The sequence below is a fragment of the Rahnella inusitata genome (genome assembly GCF_003263515.1).
GTDB classification, from domain to species: domain Bacteria; phylum Pseudomonadota; class Gammaproteobacteria; order Enterobacterales; family Enterobacteriaceae; genus Rahnella; species Rahnella inusitata.
Window position 1 is genome coordinate 1 of sequence record NZ_JYDE01000038.1, and the last position, 15,528, is coordinate 15,528.

Annotated in this window: 17 protein-coding genes; 10 read left to right on the forward strand and 7 right to left on the reverse strand. The window is 52.1% G+C overall.

Features of this window, described 5'->3' with window-relative positions; genetic code table 11:
• The first annotated feature begins 237 nt into the window (after positions 1-237).
• Together mltA and tcdA are read left to right on the forward strand one after the other, a co-directional pair.
• On the forward strand, positions 238-1,350 hold the full coding sequence (gene mltA / locus TU92_RS19600; RefSeq protein WP_112168846.1) for a murein transglycosylase A: 1,113 nt from the start codon (positions 238-240) through the stop codon (positions 1,348-1,350).
• Between the two features lie 31 nt (positions 1,351-1,381).
• Positions 1,382-2,197: a tRNA cyclic N6-threonylcarbamoyladenosine(37) synthase TcdA gene (gene tcdA / locus TU92_RS19605; RefSeq protein ID WP_112168847.1), complete on the forward strand. Its 816-nt coding sequence runs from the start codon at positions 1,382-1,384 to the stop codon at positions 2,195-2,197.
• Here the strand turns inward: tcdA and csdE are convergent.
• Entirely contained in the window at positions 2,185-2,619 is a 435-nt protein-coding gene (gene csdE / locus TU92_RS19610; protein WP_112168848.1) for a cysteine desulfurase sulfur acceptor subunit CsdE, read from the reverse strand. The two genes, tcdA and csdE, sit on opposite strands and share 13 nt — an antisense overlap.
• A 33-nt stretch (positions 2,620-2,652) precedes the next feature.
• Positions 2,653-3,858 (reverse strand): cysteine desulfurase CsdA, encoded by a 1,206-nt coding sequence (csdA, locus tag TU92_RS19615; RefSeq protein WP_112168849.1) that lies wholly within the window; start codon positions 3,856-3,858, stop codon positions 2,653-2,655.
• A gap of 189 nt (positions 3,859-4,047) precedes the next feature.
• Between csdA and TU92_RS19620 the strand changes: the two genes are divergently transcribed.
• From TU92_RS19620 to rlmM, 4 genes are all read left to right on the forward strand, one after another.
• Positions 4,048-4,269: a YgdI/YgdR family lipoprotein gene (locus TU92_RS19620; protein WP_056781782.1), complete on the forward strand. Its 222-nt coding sequence runs from the start codon at positions 4,048-4,050 to the stop codon at positions 4,267-4,269.
• A 441-nt stretch (positions 4,270-4,710) separates the two neighbouring features.
• Positions 4,711-5,631, forward strand: coding sequence for a transcriptional regulator GcvA (locus TU92_RS19625; RefSeq protein WP_112168850.1), 921 nt, complete (start codon positions 4,711-4,713; stop codon positions 5,629-5,631).
• A 94-nt stretch (positions 5,632-5,725) separates the two neighbouring features.
• Positions 5,726-6,121: a DUF423 domain-containing protein gene (locus TU92_RS19630; protein ID WP_112168851.1), complete on the forward strand. Its 396-nt coding sequence runs from the start codon at positions 5,726-5,728 to the stop codon at positions 6,119-6,121.
• Complete coding sequence (gene rlmM, locus TU92_RS19635; protein ID WP_112168852.1) at positions 6,114-7,220, forward strand: 23S rRNA (cytidine(2498)-2'-O)-methyltransferase RlmM; 1,107 nt, start codon at positions 6,114-6,116, stop codon at positions 7,218-7,220. The genes TU92_RS19630 and rlmM overlap by 8 nt, the downstream gene beginning before the upstream one ends.
• Before the next feature lie 94 nt (positions 7,221-7,314).
• On the opposite strand, the gene xni is transcribed toward rlmM, so the two are convergent.
• The 3 genes from xni to queF form a co-directional block, all read right to left on the reverse strand.
• Positions 7,315-8,067 (reverse strand): flap endonuclease Xni, encoded by a 753-nt coding sequence (xni, locus tag TU92_RS19640; protein ID WP_112168853.1) that lies wholly within the window; start codon positions 8,065-8,067, stop codon positions 7,315-7,317.
• An 85-nt stretch (positions 8,068-8,152) separates the two neighbouring features.
• Complete coding sequence (gene ppnN / locus TU92_RS19645) at positions 8,153-9,517, reverse strand: nucleotide 5'-monophosphate nucleosidase PpnN (protein ID WP_112168854.1); 1,365 nt, start codon at positions 9,515-9,517, stop codon at positions 8,153-8,155.
• Positions 9,518-9,759: 242 nt separating this feature from the next.
• Positions 9,760-10,605 (reverse strand): NADPH-dependent 7-cyano-7-deazaguanine reductase QueF, encoded by an 846-nt coding sequence (gene queF, locus TU92_RS19650; protein ID WP_112168855.1) that lies wholly within the window; start codon positions 10,603-10,605, stop codon positions 9,760-9,762.
• 79 nt (positions 10,606-10,684) lie between these two features.
• Here queF and syd point away from each other — a divergent pair, with 79 nt between their 5' ends.
• Positions 10,685-11,236: a SecY-interacting protein gene (syd, locus tag TU92_RS19655; protein ID WP_112168856.1), complete on the forward strand. Its 552-nt coding sequence runs from the start codon at positions 10,685-10,687 to the stop codon at positions 11,234-11,236.
• A gap of 655 nt (positions 11,237-11,891) precedes the next feature.
• On the opposite strand, the gene TU92_RS19660 is transcribed toward syd, so the two are convergent.
• Entirely contained in the window at positions 11,892-13,130 is a 1,239-nt protein-coding gene (locus TU92_RS19660; protein ID WP_112168857.1) for an MFS transporter, read from the reverse strand.
• A gap of 198 nt (positions 13,131-13,328) precedes the next feature.
• On the opposite strand from TU92_RS19660, the gene TU92_RS19665 reads away from it, so the two are divergent.
• Genes TU92_RS19665 through TU92_RS19675 form a run of 3 tightly spaced genes read left to right on the forward strand, consistent with a single transcriptional unit; the run spans position 13,329 to position 14,927 of the window.
• The gene (locus TU92_RS19665) at positions 13,329-13,643 is read left to right on the forward strand and encodes a YqcC family protein (protein ID WP_112168858.1); all 315 of its coding nucleotides are present in this window, start codon (positions 13,329-13,331) and stop codon (positions 13,641-13,643) included.
• A 1-nt stretch (position 13,644) separates the two neighbouring features.
• Positions 13,645-14,424 (forward strand): tRNA pseudouridine(65) synthase TruC, encoded by a 780-nt coding sequence (truC, locus tag TU92_RS19670; protein ID WP_112168859.1) that lies wholly within the window; start codon positions 13,645-13,647, stop codon positions 14,422-14,424.
• 53 nt (positions 14,425-14,477) lie between these two features.
• Positions 14,478-14,927, forward strand: a complete 450-nt coding sequence (locus tag TU92_RS19675; RefSeq protein WP_112168860.1) for a flavodoxin — start codon at positions 14,478-14,480, stop codon at positions 14,925-14,927.
• A 94-nt stretch (positions 14,928-15,021) separates the two neighbouring features.
• Here the strand turns inward: TU92_RS19675 and TU92_RS19680 are convergent, their stop codons facing one another.
• Complete coding sequence (locus tag TU92_RS19680; protein ID WP_112168861.1) at positions 15,022-15,411, reverse strand: DUF3461 family protein; 390 nt, start codon at positions 15,409-15,411, stop codon at positions 15,022-15,024.
• Positions 15,412-15,528: the final 117 nt, after the last annotated feature.

The window sequence follows — 15,528 nt, forward strand, 5'->3', positions numbered from 1 at the left end:
CTGCTCCACCCCGCGTCCGATGGAGGCGAACTATACTCCCCATGAGATTTCGCGCAACCCTTTATTTGAATTTATTCAAACAAAGCACTTAGTTGCTGGCTTTTTACACATATCGTTGCTGTTTTATACCCAATTTGGCTGAGGGCACTTTTTTCGGCCAGGGCAATTCCTTTCTGATAGGCCGTTTGTTATCGTTTCGCCTGTCATTTCCCCTGAAAGTAAGAGAGCGCGGCAATAATGAAAGGACGTTGGAGTAAATATCTGCTGGGTGGTTTGGTAATTGCGGTGCTTGCAGGTTGTTCCTCGCGCCCGACCGACCGGGGTCAGCAGTATAAGGATGGGCGGCTGGAAAACGCGCTGGAATACGTCAATGAGCCGAATGCGACAGGCAAACCTGTAAATGCCCTTGATTACTCCAATCAGGTCGCCGCCGTGCAAATTGCCTCTTCTTCCTTATATGGCAGAAACAATTCGACGTTTCAGGCCGTTCAGCAATGGCTGCGTTCAGGTGCCGATACCCGCAACCTTAGCCAGTACGGAATCAGTGCTTATCAGATGGAAGGTGCCGATAACTTCGGTAACGTCCAGCTGACCGGCTATTACACGCCGGTGGTTCAGGCGCGTTATACCCGTCAGGGCGAATTCCAGTATCCGCTGTACCGCATGCCGCCAAAACGCGGTCGCCTGCCGGATCGCGCGTCCATTTATTCGGGCGCATTGAGCGAAAATTACGTCGTGGCCTGGACCAACTCCCTGATGGATAACTTCATGATGGAAGTACAGGGTAGCGGCTATGTCGATTACGGCGATGGCCGTCCTTATATGTTCTTTGGGTATGCGGGCAAAAATGGCCACGCTTACCGCAGTATTGGTAAAGTGTTGATCGACCGTGGTGAAGTGGCGCGTGAAAATATGTCCATGCAGGCCATCCGCCAGTGGGCCGATTCGCACAGCGCCGCCGAAGTGCGCGAGTTGCTGGAGCAAAATCCCTCGTTCGTCTTCTTCAAGCCGGAACCATTTGCACCTGTCCGCGGTGCGAGCGGCGTGCCATTGATTGCCAAAGCGTCCGTAGCGTCTGACCGTTCGCTGATCCCGGCCGGAAGCACTTTGCTGGCGGAAGTGCCGGAGCTTAACGATAAAGGTAAGTTCACCGGTAAATACCACATGCGTCTGATGGTGGCGCTGGACGTTGGCGGCGCGATTAAAGGACAACATTTCGATATGTATCAGGGGATTGGTACTGATGCCGGGCATGCCGCCGGATTTTATAACCACTATGGCCGCGTCTGGGTGTTAAAATCAGCGCCAAATGGCAAACCGCTGTTCACTGCGTATGCCCAGCCAAATTAAGTTTTCGACACGTACTGAGGTTCAGAAGGTCATGACAGCAACATACTCCGACGCATACCAGCAACGCTTTGGCGGCACTGCACGTCTTTATGGTCAGCAGGCACTGGCGTTGTTTTCGCAGGCACATGTTTGCGTGATTGGTATCGGCGGAGTGGGTTCCTGGGCGGCTGAGGCGCTGGCCCGAACCGGCATCGGCGCGATCACGCTCATCGATATGGATGACGTGTGCGTCACCAATACCAACCGGCAGATCCACGCGCTGCGTGAAAACGTCGGGCAGGCGAAAACAGAGGTAATGGCTCAGCGTATTCTGGCGATTAATCCGGAATGCCAGGTAACCTGCATCGACGATTTCATTACGCCGGATAACGTCGCGGAGATGCTCGATAGAGGGTTTAGCTACGTGATTGACGCCATCGACAGCGTGCGCCCGAAAGCAGCATTACTTGCGTATTGTCGCCGCTTCAAAATTCCTGTCGTGACCACCGGCGGTGCGGGCGGGCAGATTGATCCGACCCAGATCGCGGTTGTCGATCTGGCAAAAACCATTCAGGATCCGCTTGCGGCGAAGCTGCGTGAGCGTCTGAAAAACGATTTCAATGTGGCGAAAAACAGTAAAGGTAAACTGGGGATCGACTGCGTATTTTCCAGCGAACCGCTGATGTACCCGCAGGCCGACGGTTCTGTCTGTGCGTCACGCGCCACTGCGGAAGGGCCAAAGCGTATGGACTGTGCGTCAGGGTTTGGTGCGGCGACGATGGTCACCGCCACCTTCGGTTTTGTCGCGGTTTCCCATGTGCTTAAAAAGATGATGGCGAAACAGATTCGTCAGGCTCAGGCTGCCTGACGGGCAAGACGTAATACGCCTTCTGCCAGCGCATTCAGTCCGCTGGCGCGGCTGGTGCTTAGCTGTTCCCGGAGACCTAAAATATCAAACAATGCCAGCGGATCCCGGTTCAGGATCTCGTCTGGCGTTTTGCCTTCTACCGCCGTCAGCAGCACGGCCAGCAAACCTTTGACGATCCTTCCTTCGCTGTCGCCGTAGAAATGCATTGTCCCTTTTTCTGATTTCTCAGCGCCCAGCCAGACCCGGTTTTCGCATCCCGACAGCTCGTTTTCCGGCAGTTTCAGTGACGCATCCAGCGGTGGCAGAGATTTTGCCAGCAGGATTAACTGACGATAGCGATCTTCCCACTGGCGGAATGTGGCAAATTTTTCCGTCAGCGAGGCTTCGGTGATCTCATGTCCAAAAGGGTGTGGCGTGTGCATCGTATTCCTCAAAAAACGTGTTTCTCAAATAAATTAATCGGCTAGCAGGCTGAGGGCATATTTTACCGCAGCGGTCAGGCGGGTGACGTCCTGCTCATTATTATAAGGCGCGAAAGATGCACGTAATGTTCCGCTGATGCCCAATGCAGCCATCAGCGGTTGCGCACAATGTTGTCCGGCGCGCAGTGCGATGCCTTGCTCCGCCAGCAATGTCACCAGATCGCTGTGATGCACTCCGGCGATATCGAAGGCCAGCAGCGATGCATTCTGAGTGCGGAAACTGCGAAAACCGTTAAGTTGCGAGAGCTGCTCTTCCGCCAACGATGCCAGATTTTGCGCATAGCGTTCAGCGGAGGGCAGATCCACCGTTTTCAGCCATTTCAGCGCGGCCGCCATACCTATCACACCGGCAATATTCGGTGTGCCGGCTTCAAAACGATGCGGCACCGCCTGCGGTGTAAAGTCAGACATCGACGCCCTCGTCAGCATTTTCCCGCCGCCGTGCCACGGATCCATGCTGTCGAGTAATTCGGATTTTCCGTACAGCACGCCGATACCCGTCGGGCCATACAGTTTGTGGCCGGAAAAAGCATAGAAATCGACGTCAAGCTGCCGGACATCAGGCGGCGAATGCACGACGCCTTGTGCGCCATCCACCAGAACCGGCGTGCCGTTGGCATGTGCCAGTTCAATCGCACGCGCAAGATCGGGCATTGCACCGGTGACGTTGGACATTTGCGTGACAGCCAGCAGTCGCGTGCGGGCGTTAAGCAGGGCCGGGAGCGCATTGATATCGGGAAGGCCGAGCTTATCCGCCGGCAGCGTGATGACATGCGCATGACACTGATTCGCCAGCATTAACCATGGGATCAGGTTTGCGTGGTGCTCTGCCTGACTGACAATAATTTCATCACCGGCCTGCAGCTTCGGGCGTAAATAGCTTTGTGCCACCAGATTAATGGATTCCGTGGTGCCGCGTGTCCAGATGATATCGGCAGGGCGGGGGGCATTAATCCATTCCGCCGCCAGAGCGCGTGCCTGCTCGTATTCCTGAGTCAGCGTTTGCGCCGCGTGGTGCTGACTGCGGTGAACCGTCGCGCCATCCTGTGAATAAAAATTCACGGTGGCGTCGATAACCGCCTGTGGTTTCAGGGCGGTGGCGGCGCTGTCGAGATAGCACTGTCCCTGCGAGAGCGCGGGGAAACATTGACGAAAATCAGCGGCGTTAAAGTCAGTCATGCAAGATCAAATCCTTCGGCTACGGGGTAAAGAGTACAAACTTTCCGTTTGTGCAAACCATCTATTCATTTTAGGAATGGTTACCTGGAAATATACCAGAGGTTTGTTATGCTGAATTACGAAGACTAGACGCATTACCCTGGGGGCTTCCCGGGAATTGAAAGCATTTTAATCTGCAAGGAGTCTACAATGAAAAAGATCGTCGCCGTAATTTCAGCCGCACTGCTGACCACTACACTTGCCGCCTGTTCGAGCAACTATGTGATGCACACCAACGATGGCCGTACTATCGTTGCTGAAGGCAAACCAAGCACCGACAGTGATACCGGTATGATCAGTTATACCGATGCGTATGGCAACAAGCAGCAGATCAATAAGTCTGAAGTGAAAGAGATGGCTGAAGGGAAATAATCCCCTGAGTGACACCACCTTCGGGTAACCTCACTGCGCCTCACGACAAAACCGGATACGTATGCGACGTAGCCGGTTTTGTCACATTTGTACGGTGCGGGATTGCTGAAATCCGGACAAAAAAAAGCACCGCAAAATGCGGTGCTAAAAAATCACTTTGGACAGACAGGGTAATGTACAGGAAGTGAAAAGTTTGTAGCATTCAAGCTACGAGTCCGGATTGCCGGACAATTGCAAACACAACATCACAACCACAAGCCAAAAGTATTTCAGCATCCTCATACCAATCTACTTTTCGTTCCGGCTCAGGAAGTGGCGCCACTATAGGTTTTTGCCTGTACATCCTCAACGGACAAATTATAATGTCTCGGATTAAAAAAACTAATATCCAGAGCCACGGACAGGCGTCCCGCTGACCGGCACACAAGAAGTATCCTATCTATGTCAAAACGTTTACCGCCTCTTAACTCACTGCGTGTGTTTGACGCCGCAGCGCGCCACCTTAGTTTTACTAAAGCGGCAGAGGAATTGTTCGTCACGCAGGCTGCTGTTAGCCACCAGATTAAGTCACTTGAAGACTTTTTGGGGCTAAAACTGTTTCGTCGCCGTAATCGCTCTTTGTTACTGACCGAAGAAGGGCAGAGCTATTATCTGGATATCAAAGAGATATTCTCCTCGTTAAATGAAGCGACGCGCAAACTTCAGGCGCGGAGTGCGAAAGGTGCGCTGACGGTCAGTTTGCCGCCGAGCTTTGCTATCCAATGGCTGGTGCCAAGATTGTCTGGCTTTAACTCAGCTTATCCGGGTATCGATGTGCGGATTCAGGCTGTAGACCGCGAGGAGGACAAATTGTCTGACGACGTGGACGTGGCGATTTTCCATGGGCGCGGCAACTGGCCGGGCCTGCGCGCCGAACGTTTATACGCGGAGTATTTAATCCCTGTTTGTTCTCCGTCTTTACTGATGGGCGATAATTTGCTGAAAGAACCTGCCGATCTCGGGCATCACACTTTGCTGCACGATGCGTCCCGCCGCGACTGGCTGGCTTACACCAAACAGCTGGGGCTGCAACAGGTGAATGTGCAGCAGGGGCCGATATTCAGCCACAGTGCGATGGTGGTGCAGGCCGCCGTTCACGGGCAGGGGGTGGCGCTGGTGAATAACGTGATGGCGCAAACTGAAATAGAAGCCGGTCGTCTGGTATGTCCTTTCAACGAGGTTTTAGTCAGTAAAAACGCTTTTTATCTGGTTTGTCATGACAGTCAGGCAGAACTGGGTAAAATAGCCGCCTTTCGCCAGTGGATCCTTGCGCGTGCAGCCAGCGAGCAGGAAAAACTGCGCTTTCGGTTTGATCAGGCCTGAGGTCTGAATACCAGAAACTGATGGACATGAACGTACTGATGAGACTGATTATTCAAAGTTTTCATCATTAAACAACGATAACAGGTAACGTATAATGACCAGTCGTTCAATGCTGATCTTCGCCGCGATCAGCGGTTTTATCTATGTGGCGTTTGGTGCCTTCGGTGCGCACGTACTGAGTCAGTCGCTGGGAGAAGCCGAACTGGCCTGGATCCACACCGGCCTGACCTACCAAAGTATTCACACGCTGGCGGTGATGATTTTAGGCGTTGCGATGCAGCGTCAGCGTAATGTGTGGTTCTACTGGAGCAGCGCGTTTCTGGCGCTGGGAACCGTATTATTCAGCGGCAGCCTTTATTGTCTGGCGCTGTCGCACCTCCGTTTATTTGCTTATGTGACTCCGATTGGCGGTACCTTGTTTCTGGTCGGTTGGATTTTGATGTTGATCGGCGCATTGCGCCTGAAGAAAAAGGCCGAACGCCATGAATAAAGTTGCTCTCTACTGCCGTCAGGGTTTTGAAAAAGAATGTGCAGCAGAAATTACGGACAAAGCCGCGAAGATGGAAATCTTCGGTTTTGCCCGTGTAAAAGATAACAGCGGTTATGTGCTGTTTGAATGTTATCAGCCTGACGACGCCGATCGTATTGCAAAAGAACTGCCGTTCCGCAGTCTGATCTTTGCCCGACAGCTGATCGTCGTGGGCGAGTTACTCAAAGACTTACCGCCTGAAGATCGTGTTTCGCCGATCGTCGGTATGGTACAAAACGTTATCACCAACGGCGGTGAACTGCGCGTGGAAGTGCCGGATACTAATGAAAGCAAAGAACTGACCAAGTTCTGTCGCAAATTGACGGTGCCACTGCGTACCGCCATGCGTGAACGCCGCATTTTGGGCAAACGTGAAAATCCGCTTCGCCCGGTCGTGCACGTGTTCTTTATTGCATCGGGTTGCTGCTACGTCGGCTACTCCTACAGCAATAATAATTCTCCGTATTATATGGGGATTCATCGCCTTAAATTCCCTTCTGAAGCGCCAAGCCGTTCTACGCTGAAGCTGGAAGAAGCATTCCACGTCTTCATTCCTGCTGATGAGTGGGAAGAGCGTCTGGCGAGCGGAATGTATGCGACGGATCTGGGTGCCTGCCCCGGCGGCTGGACTTATCAGCTGGTGCAACGCAGCATGATGGTCACCGCGATTGATAACGGACCGATGGCACCAAGCCTGATGGAAACCGGTCAGGTTGTTCACCTGCGTGAAGATGGCTTCCGCTACAAATCGACCAGTACCAAGAACTACTGGCTGGTGTGCGACATGGTAGAAAAACCGGCGAAAGTGGCTGCACTGATGTGTGACTGGCTGGTCAACGGCTGGTGTCGTGAAGCGATCTTCAACCTGAAATTACCGATGAAGAAGCGCTACGAAGAAGTGTCTAACATTCTTGCGCGCCTTGATGAGCGCCTGAAAGAAAACGGCGTTAACGCTGAGATCTTTGCCAAGCAGCTTTATCATGACCGTGAGGAAGTGACAGTGCATATTCGTCGTTTCTGGTCAGCCATCGGTGGCCGTCGCGATGAACGCGATCATTGATGTTCATTGAATGAAAATTGATGTGAAGTGAAATATGAAAAGGCGCTTTCTTCGGGAAGCGCCTTTTTCTTTGGCTTTTGGTCATGTGTTTGGATTACGGCAGACGCAGTTGCTGCAAATTTCCGTCGAGCACAATATCAGTTTGCAGTGTAGAAACCCGTTTACAGACATAAGCCAGTTCACGGTGCTCCTGCAATTTAGACTGCCACTTTTCCGGCACGCCGCTGAGATTGTCATACAGCGCATCCAGTGAACCGGCCTGCGTCAGCAAGGTCACGGCGGTTTTGGGGCCAATCCCCGGCACGCCCGGAATTTTGCTGCTGCTGATCCCGGCCAGTCCCCAGTAATCGGTGAGCTGATGCGGCAGAACGCCGAAGGTCTCACGCACAAATGGCATATCCAGCCAGCGCTTCTGGAAGTAATCGCGAATTTGCACGTTAGGAGCCAGCAGTTGGCAATAACCTTTGTCGGTCGAAACGATGGTCACCTGATGTCCGCCGGATGACACTTTGTCCGCCAGCGTGGCGGCTAAATCGTCGGCTTCGTTGCCGGCGGAATGCCAGCAGGTGATCCCGAGTGCTTCAAACCCGGCCTTCAGGCTGGGCATTTCGGCGAAAAGGTTATCCGGCATCGGCGAGCGTCCGGCTTTGTAATCAGGCAGACACTGATGACGCCAGCTGTCGGCGCGATCGTCTTCATCGAAAACTGCTACCGCATGGGTTGGCTGAGTATGTTGAATCAGTTGTCCAATCGCATTCTGACAGGTTATCAGACAAGGCGAACCTTGCACCGCGTGAATACGGCGGATCAGGTTCAGGGCATCAATAATCAGCAGATGTATCGCCATCGACAAACTCCATAATCCACTCTCCATAATAAACAGGGCGACATCTCGTCGCCCTGAAATCTGCTTTAAACGCGTACCCTTAACATCAGGCACAAATTTCATAGCAAGGAATATACGCACTGCCCGGCAATTTCATGCGGTGCTGTGCGACGAAGCCTTGCAACAGACTGTCCATTTTCTTCATTAACGCCGGATCGCCGTGCAGTTTAAAGCGCCCGTGTTGTTCGATAGCGTGAATACCAAACTCTTTAACGTTTCCGGCCACAATACCGGAGAAAGCGCGGCGCAGTGCGGCGGCCAGTTCCTGTGGCGGCTGGTTCGGATAAAGGTTCAGGTTCGCCATGTTTTCATGGTTTGGCTCGAACGGATGCTGTAAGTCAGGCGCAATGCGAATTGACCAATTGAAACTGTAAGCATCGCCGCTGTTACGGCGATTTTCTTTCACCAGTGGCATTGCACGTTTCATCTGACGGGCGACTTCTGTCGGATCGTCCACGATGATGGTGTAGAACTTAGCGGCATCCTCGCCCAGCGTTGATTTAATGAACGCATCGAGCACGTGGAAGTAATCTGCGCTCTCTTTCGGGCCGGTCAGGATCAGCGGTAATACCTGATCGCTGTTTTGCGGATCCATCAGAATACCCAGCAGATACAGCAATTCCTCCGCCGTTCCGACGCCGCCGGGGAAGATGATAATTCCGTGAGCGATACGAACAAAGGCTTCAAGGCGCTTTTCGATATCCGGCATGATGATCAGTTCATTGACCAGCGGATTTGGCGGTTCCGCAGCAATAATGGAAGGTTCAGTCATGCCGATGAAACGACCTGCTTTGTAACGTTGCTGCGCATGACCGACGGCAGCACCTTTCATCGGTGCTTCCATTGCGCCAGGGCCGCAGCCGGTGCAGATGTTCAGTTCACGCAGGCCGAGCTGGCTGCCGACGTTGCGGGCATACTGATATTCCACCTCATTGATGGAGTGCCCGCCCCAGCAAACAACCATATTCGGATCTTCATCCAGATGGAGTGCGCGGGCGTTGCGTAAAATGGAGAACACCATATTGGTGAGGTGCGCCGCATTGTCACTGTTGAAGTTTTCAAAGCGGGGATTACTGGCGATTTGCGCATTAACGAACAGGATATCTCGCAACACGGCGAACAGGTTTGCTTGCAATGAACGGATGATCCGTCCATCGACAAAGGCATCTTCCGGCGGATTGACCAGTTCGAGTTTCACGCCACGCTCGCGGCGCAGCACGTTAATATCAAAGCTTTCGTAACGTTCGAGGAGTTCTTTACTGCTGTCGGTCTGACTGCCGCTGTTGAGGACGGCCAGTGAGCAATTTCGGAAAAGACGGTACAAGTCGCTGCTCGCGGTGCGCTTGAGCATGTCGACTTCCAACTGCGACAACAAATCCATGGAGCCCAACGGGCTGATATGTGTAATCAAAGTTGCTCCTTGACACCAATCGGTGCTGTGATTATTTCTGCTGCCGGGCGCCGTGCATGATTTTTCGGATCATGTTTTTTGCGTCGCAAAGCGTTGGGCAAACAAAAACAATTATCTGTTAACAGAAAGGATGATCGGTGCAGGTTTGCCCGTCATCTCCTTCTGATTTAACAGTAACCTTGTCGTCAGGCTTTTACCAATGCTCACAGAGCGTTAGCGCAAAACTTGAGCAATGCCTCGCATTATTGCCTGACGAGTCTCGCGGTTGCAGGTTCAAACGGGAAGTTAGACCGCCACGGATTGATGTCCAGACCGCCGCGACGGGTATAGCGGGCGTACACGGCGAGTTTCTCCGGCTGACAAAAACGCAGAATATCGTTGAAAATTCGCTCAACGCACTGTTCGTGGAATTCGTTGTGATGGCGGAATGACACCACATAACGCAACAGGGCTTCGCGATCGATTTTCGGACCACGATACTGGATCTGCACCGACCCCCAGTCTGGCTGGTGAGTGATCAGGCAGTTGGATTTGAGCAGATGGCTGACCAGTGATTCTTCAACGATTTCATCGCCAGCGGCCTCTGCCAGATAGCCGGTGCTGAATTCGTAGCTGTCGATTTCGATATCCTGATCGTCAATACACTCTCCCGAGAAATGTCCGACCGGTGAGCCTTCAATGTCAGACAGGCGGCTGATGGTGACCGTCACATTGCCCTGTGCACAAGCGCTCAAATCCCGCGTTAAGGTTTCCTGGACGGCCTGCCAGTCAGGAAATACTGTCTGGTTGAAGCTGTTGAGGTAAAGTTTAAAGCTTTTGGATTCAATCAGATTTTGGCTGTCAGCATTCAGACTGATTTCGCCGACGGCGACCTGCGGCAACCCTTTGGCATTGAGCCATGAGAGTTCGTAAAGCGTCCAGATGTCTGCGCCATGAAAGGGCAGGGTATCCGGGAACAGGCCCAGCGGTTCACGGTTCATACTGCGGGGAACGGCTTGTAACAAAGAAGCATCGTAGTGATCGACGTAAGCCGTGCTTTTGCCCAGCGTGAGTTGCGCCAGTGCGGGGTTATCCTGATAAGAGGACATGCTGTCACCTTGCTAAGAGATCGGTACAATAGAGAATAATGACTAGTTTAACCCAGCCTTACCTGAAGATGAGAGAATTATGGAGTCTGAAGTTTCTGTAGCATTGCGTGAATTTACTCAGCGTTATGTCGATCTATGGCAGCAGGAAACTGGCATGCCACCGTCGAGTGAGGCCTTGTTTGGCGTGGAATCCCCTTGTGTTGTGAAAACCGACGAAGACAAAGTGTTCTGGCTGACGCAAATCTTCAGCCCTGAAAGTACGCTGGAAAATGTCGAGCGCGCGATGGAACTGCAGTTGCGCCCGGAAGCTCATCAGTTTTACACCACGCAATTTGCCGGCGACATGACCGCCGAATGGCAGGGCAATGCATTGACGCTGCTGCAGGTCTGGAGCCTGGAAGATTTCACCCGCTTGCAGGAAAACCTGATTGGTCATCTGGTGACACAAAAACGTCTGAAGCTGACGCCGACGGTCTTTCTGGCGACGACCGATTCAGAGTTGGATTTGGTTTCCTTGTGTAATGTGACCGGCAATGTTTTTCTGGAACAGTTCGGCAGCAAAAAAAGAACGATACTCTCGCCATCGTTGTCAGAATTCCTTACAATGCTGACCGCTGTTCACCCCGCCTGATCGTCGTTTCTGAAAGCATACCTCCAGCGCACAAATGGCTCACACGCGTGTGAGAGATCTCTCACAAAGGTTGTAAGAGATCTCGCCAATTTGGCTTAGTTTTTTTCGACTTAAAACAGTCAAACCATTTTAATTCAATATGTTAACTCTTATTTCCCCTCCCGTCAGGCTTACACCCGTCTATTGTGGCTTACAGCCTGTCTTGCCTGAGAGGCCGAAATCAACGATTCTAGTCGTGCAGAAAGGAAGCATGAAACAGAACATCAGGATGATGGCTGTTTCATAAAGCAGGGGACGACTCAGGGTGAGTCAGGACGGCATCGGATTATGCCAGGATGTTTCAGGACGAAACCAGGGACACCTCCAGGACGGAGAAGAGAGCTCACAAAGGAAGCTGAGCGGGTCACAGATGACCAGGATGCGAGTCGGGATGACTTAGGATAAACCGTCAGGATGAAAGTAGGACGATGCAAGGGATAGCAGGTTAGGATAACCGCAGGAAAAGTTTTCAGGGATTGAGCAGGGAGCACTTAGGTAGCTGGATTGCTATAAAACGAACCGGGGGCACTGTGAAAACAGTGCCCCCAATTTTTTGTCTGAATCTCAGGTATGATGCAACACAAGAGCGCTCCGGCGCTTACCGAAGCGCATCTGGTCAGCCGATAGCCCCCAGCACGTCATCCTGACCCTGCTTTTTTGGCAACAGGAATAACGTCGCGAAGATATCGAGCAGGTAAATGGCGGCCAGCAGTGTAATGGCGGCAGTAAAGGAAACCTGAGCGACCAGCATCCCGATGACCAGTGGTCCAAAACCTCCCACGCCACGCCCCATGTTGAACAACAGATTTTGTGCCGTCGCTCTGACGCGTACCGGATAGAGATCGGAAATCAGCCCACCGTAACCACCAATCATGCCGTTAACAAACATACCCATCACCGCGCCTGCAAAAAGCATCAGCGTGGGATCTGAAAGCTGCGCGTAACACACCACCATCACTACCGCACCAACTTGATATATCAGGAATATTTTCCAGCGTGGGAAACGGTCAGACAAGACGCCAAACAACCATATGCCGAAGGTCATGCCGATGACAGTCACCGCCGTCCATAAGCCCGATTTAGTCAGTGAGAAGCCAAAGTTCTTCGACAGGTAGCTCGGCATCCAAATCATCAGGCCGTAATAACCAAAATTCTGCACAGAGCATAAAATGAAAATACCGAGGCTGGCTTTGGTTGTCGCTTTATCGCGAAAGAGTAATTTTATGCGGCTAAAAAGTGAACCACCGTTGTCGGTGGAAGCGCTTTTCACGAACGCTTCCGGTTCGCCCATGGTCCTGCGGATCAGGAAGGACGCCAGCGCCGGTAACAGGCCGACCAGGAACATACCGCGCCAGCCGATAACATCGAGCAATAATGGCGTGAGGAAGGCGGCGAGTAACACCCCCAGTTGCCAGCCCATGCCGACATAGGCAGACGCGCGGTTACGCTTTTCAGCCGGCCAGGCTTCAGCGATCAATGCCATACCAATACCGAATTCGCCGCCGAGTCCGATACCTGCCAGGGTACGATAAATCAATAAATCCCAATAGCCCTGAGCGAAGGCGCATAAACCGGTAAACACTGAGAACATCAGTATAGTGAACGTGAGTACGCGTATACGGCCAAAACGATCGCTGATCGGGCCGAAAATCACGCCGCCGAGCACTGCGCCAATCAGGGTCCAGGTTACCAGTGAACCACTTTGCGAGGAACTGAGACCGAATTCGCTGGAAATGGCCGGGAGCATGAAGCCGAGAATGAGTAAATCGAAGCCATCCATGGCATAGCCGGTCACGGAGGCCAGCATCGCTTTGGCGGGTGTTGCGTGTGCTTTTTGAGTGTGTTGAGCGGACATAGGTACACATCTGTAAAGAAAAAAGTGGCGGTAGTTTGCCCGTATCGGGCACTTTTCGCCACTATGAAAAACGTATGGATGAAGGGATAAAGTGATCAACCGTACCGGATGCAGAAAGTTGGGACAACACGTCTTCAATGATATGCTTTGCGCCCCCCGGCGGACGCTGCCCGGGGCCTTGAACGAAGAGAGCGACTCATGAATACAGAAAAACAGGTTCGTCAGATTTTAGAAGATATTGAACAGGCGATGCGTAACGCTAAACTCTGGCATGCCACGCCACCTGATACGGACGCTTTTGAAAGTCAGGAGCCGTTTTCAGTCGATACCATGTCTGCGGAACAATGGCTGCAATGGGTGCTGGTTCCCCGTATGTATGCCCTGCTGGAAGCCGGTGCGGCGTTGCCGACCCGTTTTGCCATCACACCTTATTTTGAAGTGGCGATGCCTGAAGCAACAATGTTGTTGAGTCAGCTGCAACGTCTCGATGATTTACTGAATATAGAAGACTGACATGCTGGAAATTTTGTATCAGGACGAACATCTGGTCGCAGTGAATAAGCCTGCGGGCATGCTGGTTCATCGCAGTTGGCTGGATCAACATGAAACAGTGTTTGTGATGCAAACATTGCGGGATCAGATTGGTCAGCACGTGTTTACCGTTCACCGCCTGGATAAGCCGACATCGGGTGTGTTACTGATGGCGTTGTCGAGCGACGTGGCGCGGTTGTTGTCCCAGCAGCTCGAAAATCACCAGATGAATAAGGTGTATCACGCGGTAGTTCGCGGTTATGTCAGCGAAGACGGTACGGTCGATTACGCCCTGACGGAAGAGCTGGATAAAATCGCCGATAAGTTTGCTAATCCCGATAAAGCGCCGCAGTCTGCAGTCAGCCATTATCGCGTGGTGGCGCAGGTGGAAATGCCGGTCGCCATTGGCCGCTACGACACGGCCCGTTACAGCCTGGTTGAACTGAAGCCGGAAACCGGACGTAAGCATCAGCTGCGTCGCCATATGTCGCATCTGCGTCATCCCATTATCGGTGACAGTGCCCACGGTGATCTCAAGCAAAACCGCGGAATGACCGAGCATTTTGGCTGTTCCGGCCTGATGCTGCACGCCAGTCATATGCAGTTACCACATCCGGTCACCGGTGAATTACTGTCTTTGCAGGCGCGCTGGGATAATCGCTGGCAAAGCGTGGTCGAACAGTTTGGCTGGCAGGGAAAAATCCCTGAGCTTGAAAGGGTTGATGTTGCTCCCGCTTGCGGTCAGGATAGTGAACAAATTTAAAGCCTTCGGATGTATTTGCCGAAGAGAAAGTCGAACGACACAGGAGTGAAGCCATGGCAGAGGTCGGAATTTTTGTCGGTACAGTATACGGCAATGCGTTACTGGTAGCGGAAGAAGCGGAAACCGTGCTGAAAAGCCAGGGTCACGAGGTAAAGCTGTTCGAAGAAGGGACGCTGGAAGCCTGGCAGTACTACCGTCATCATTTCGTTCTGGTGGTGACCTCCACGACCGGGCAGGGTGATTTGCCAGACAGCATTGCGCCGCTGTTCGCGGCGGTGCGCGATACTGTTGGCTATCAGCCGGAACTGCGTTACGGCGTGATTGCGCTGGGTGACAGCAGTTACGATCATTTCTGCGGCGGCGGTCATAAGCTGGATGATTTATTGCAGGAGCAGGGCGCAGCGCGTATCGGCGATTTGCTGGAAATAGATGCCATGGAAAATCCGGAGCCGGAAACGGTGGCCATTCCGTGGGTCGAGAAGTGGGCGTTATTGCTGAAATAAAGTACTGCGATGCAAATATTAAAAAAGGTCAGGGGAGTTAACCTGACCTTTTTGCATTTCTGCATGGCATCAATGAGGCCATGTATTATTGAAATTAACGACCGCTGGTGAGTTTTTCCAGATCAGATTCGATCTCGGTAATTTTATTAGCCACCACGGATTCCAGATGACGTAAATCGTCGAGAATTTTACGTTTAAGATCGACTTCAACCTGATCGCGCTGGCAGATTTGATCTAACTCATCAATCACATAACGCAGGTTGGCGCTGATTTCGTGAATTTCTTTGTAACCTTGTCCCGCATTATCAGCAACGATGGTTTTACGCTGGCGCGGATATTTAAATTTCACGCTTTTGGCAAAAAATTCGCCTTTATCTCTGCGGAAATAAATCTTCAGGATGTCGTTATTCGCCTCCTGACGCAGGCTGTAACGATCAATATCGTCGGGATTATTAATGCCCAGGCTTTTCAGATTGTCATACATAGCGCTACCTTCGTTTAGGAGAATATTTGATCATCATGATGAACCGAACGGCGGTTCGAATCGTTGATTAATGACACAATTTGCCATCAACAAGATAAAAAAATAGCGGGTATTGTT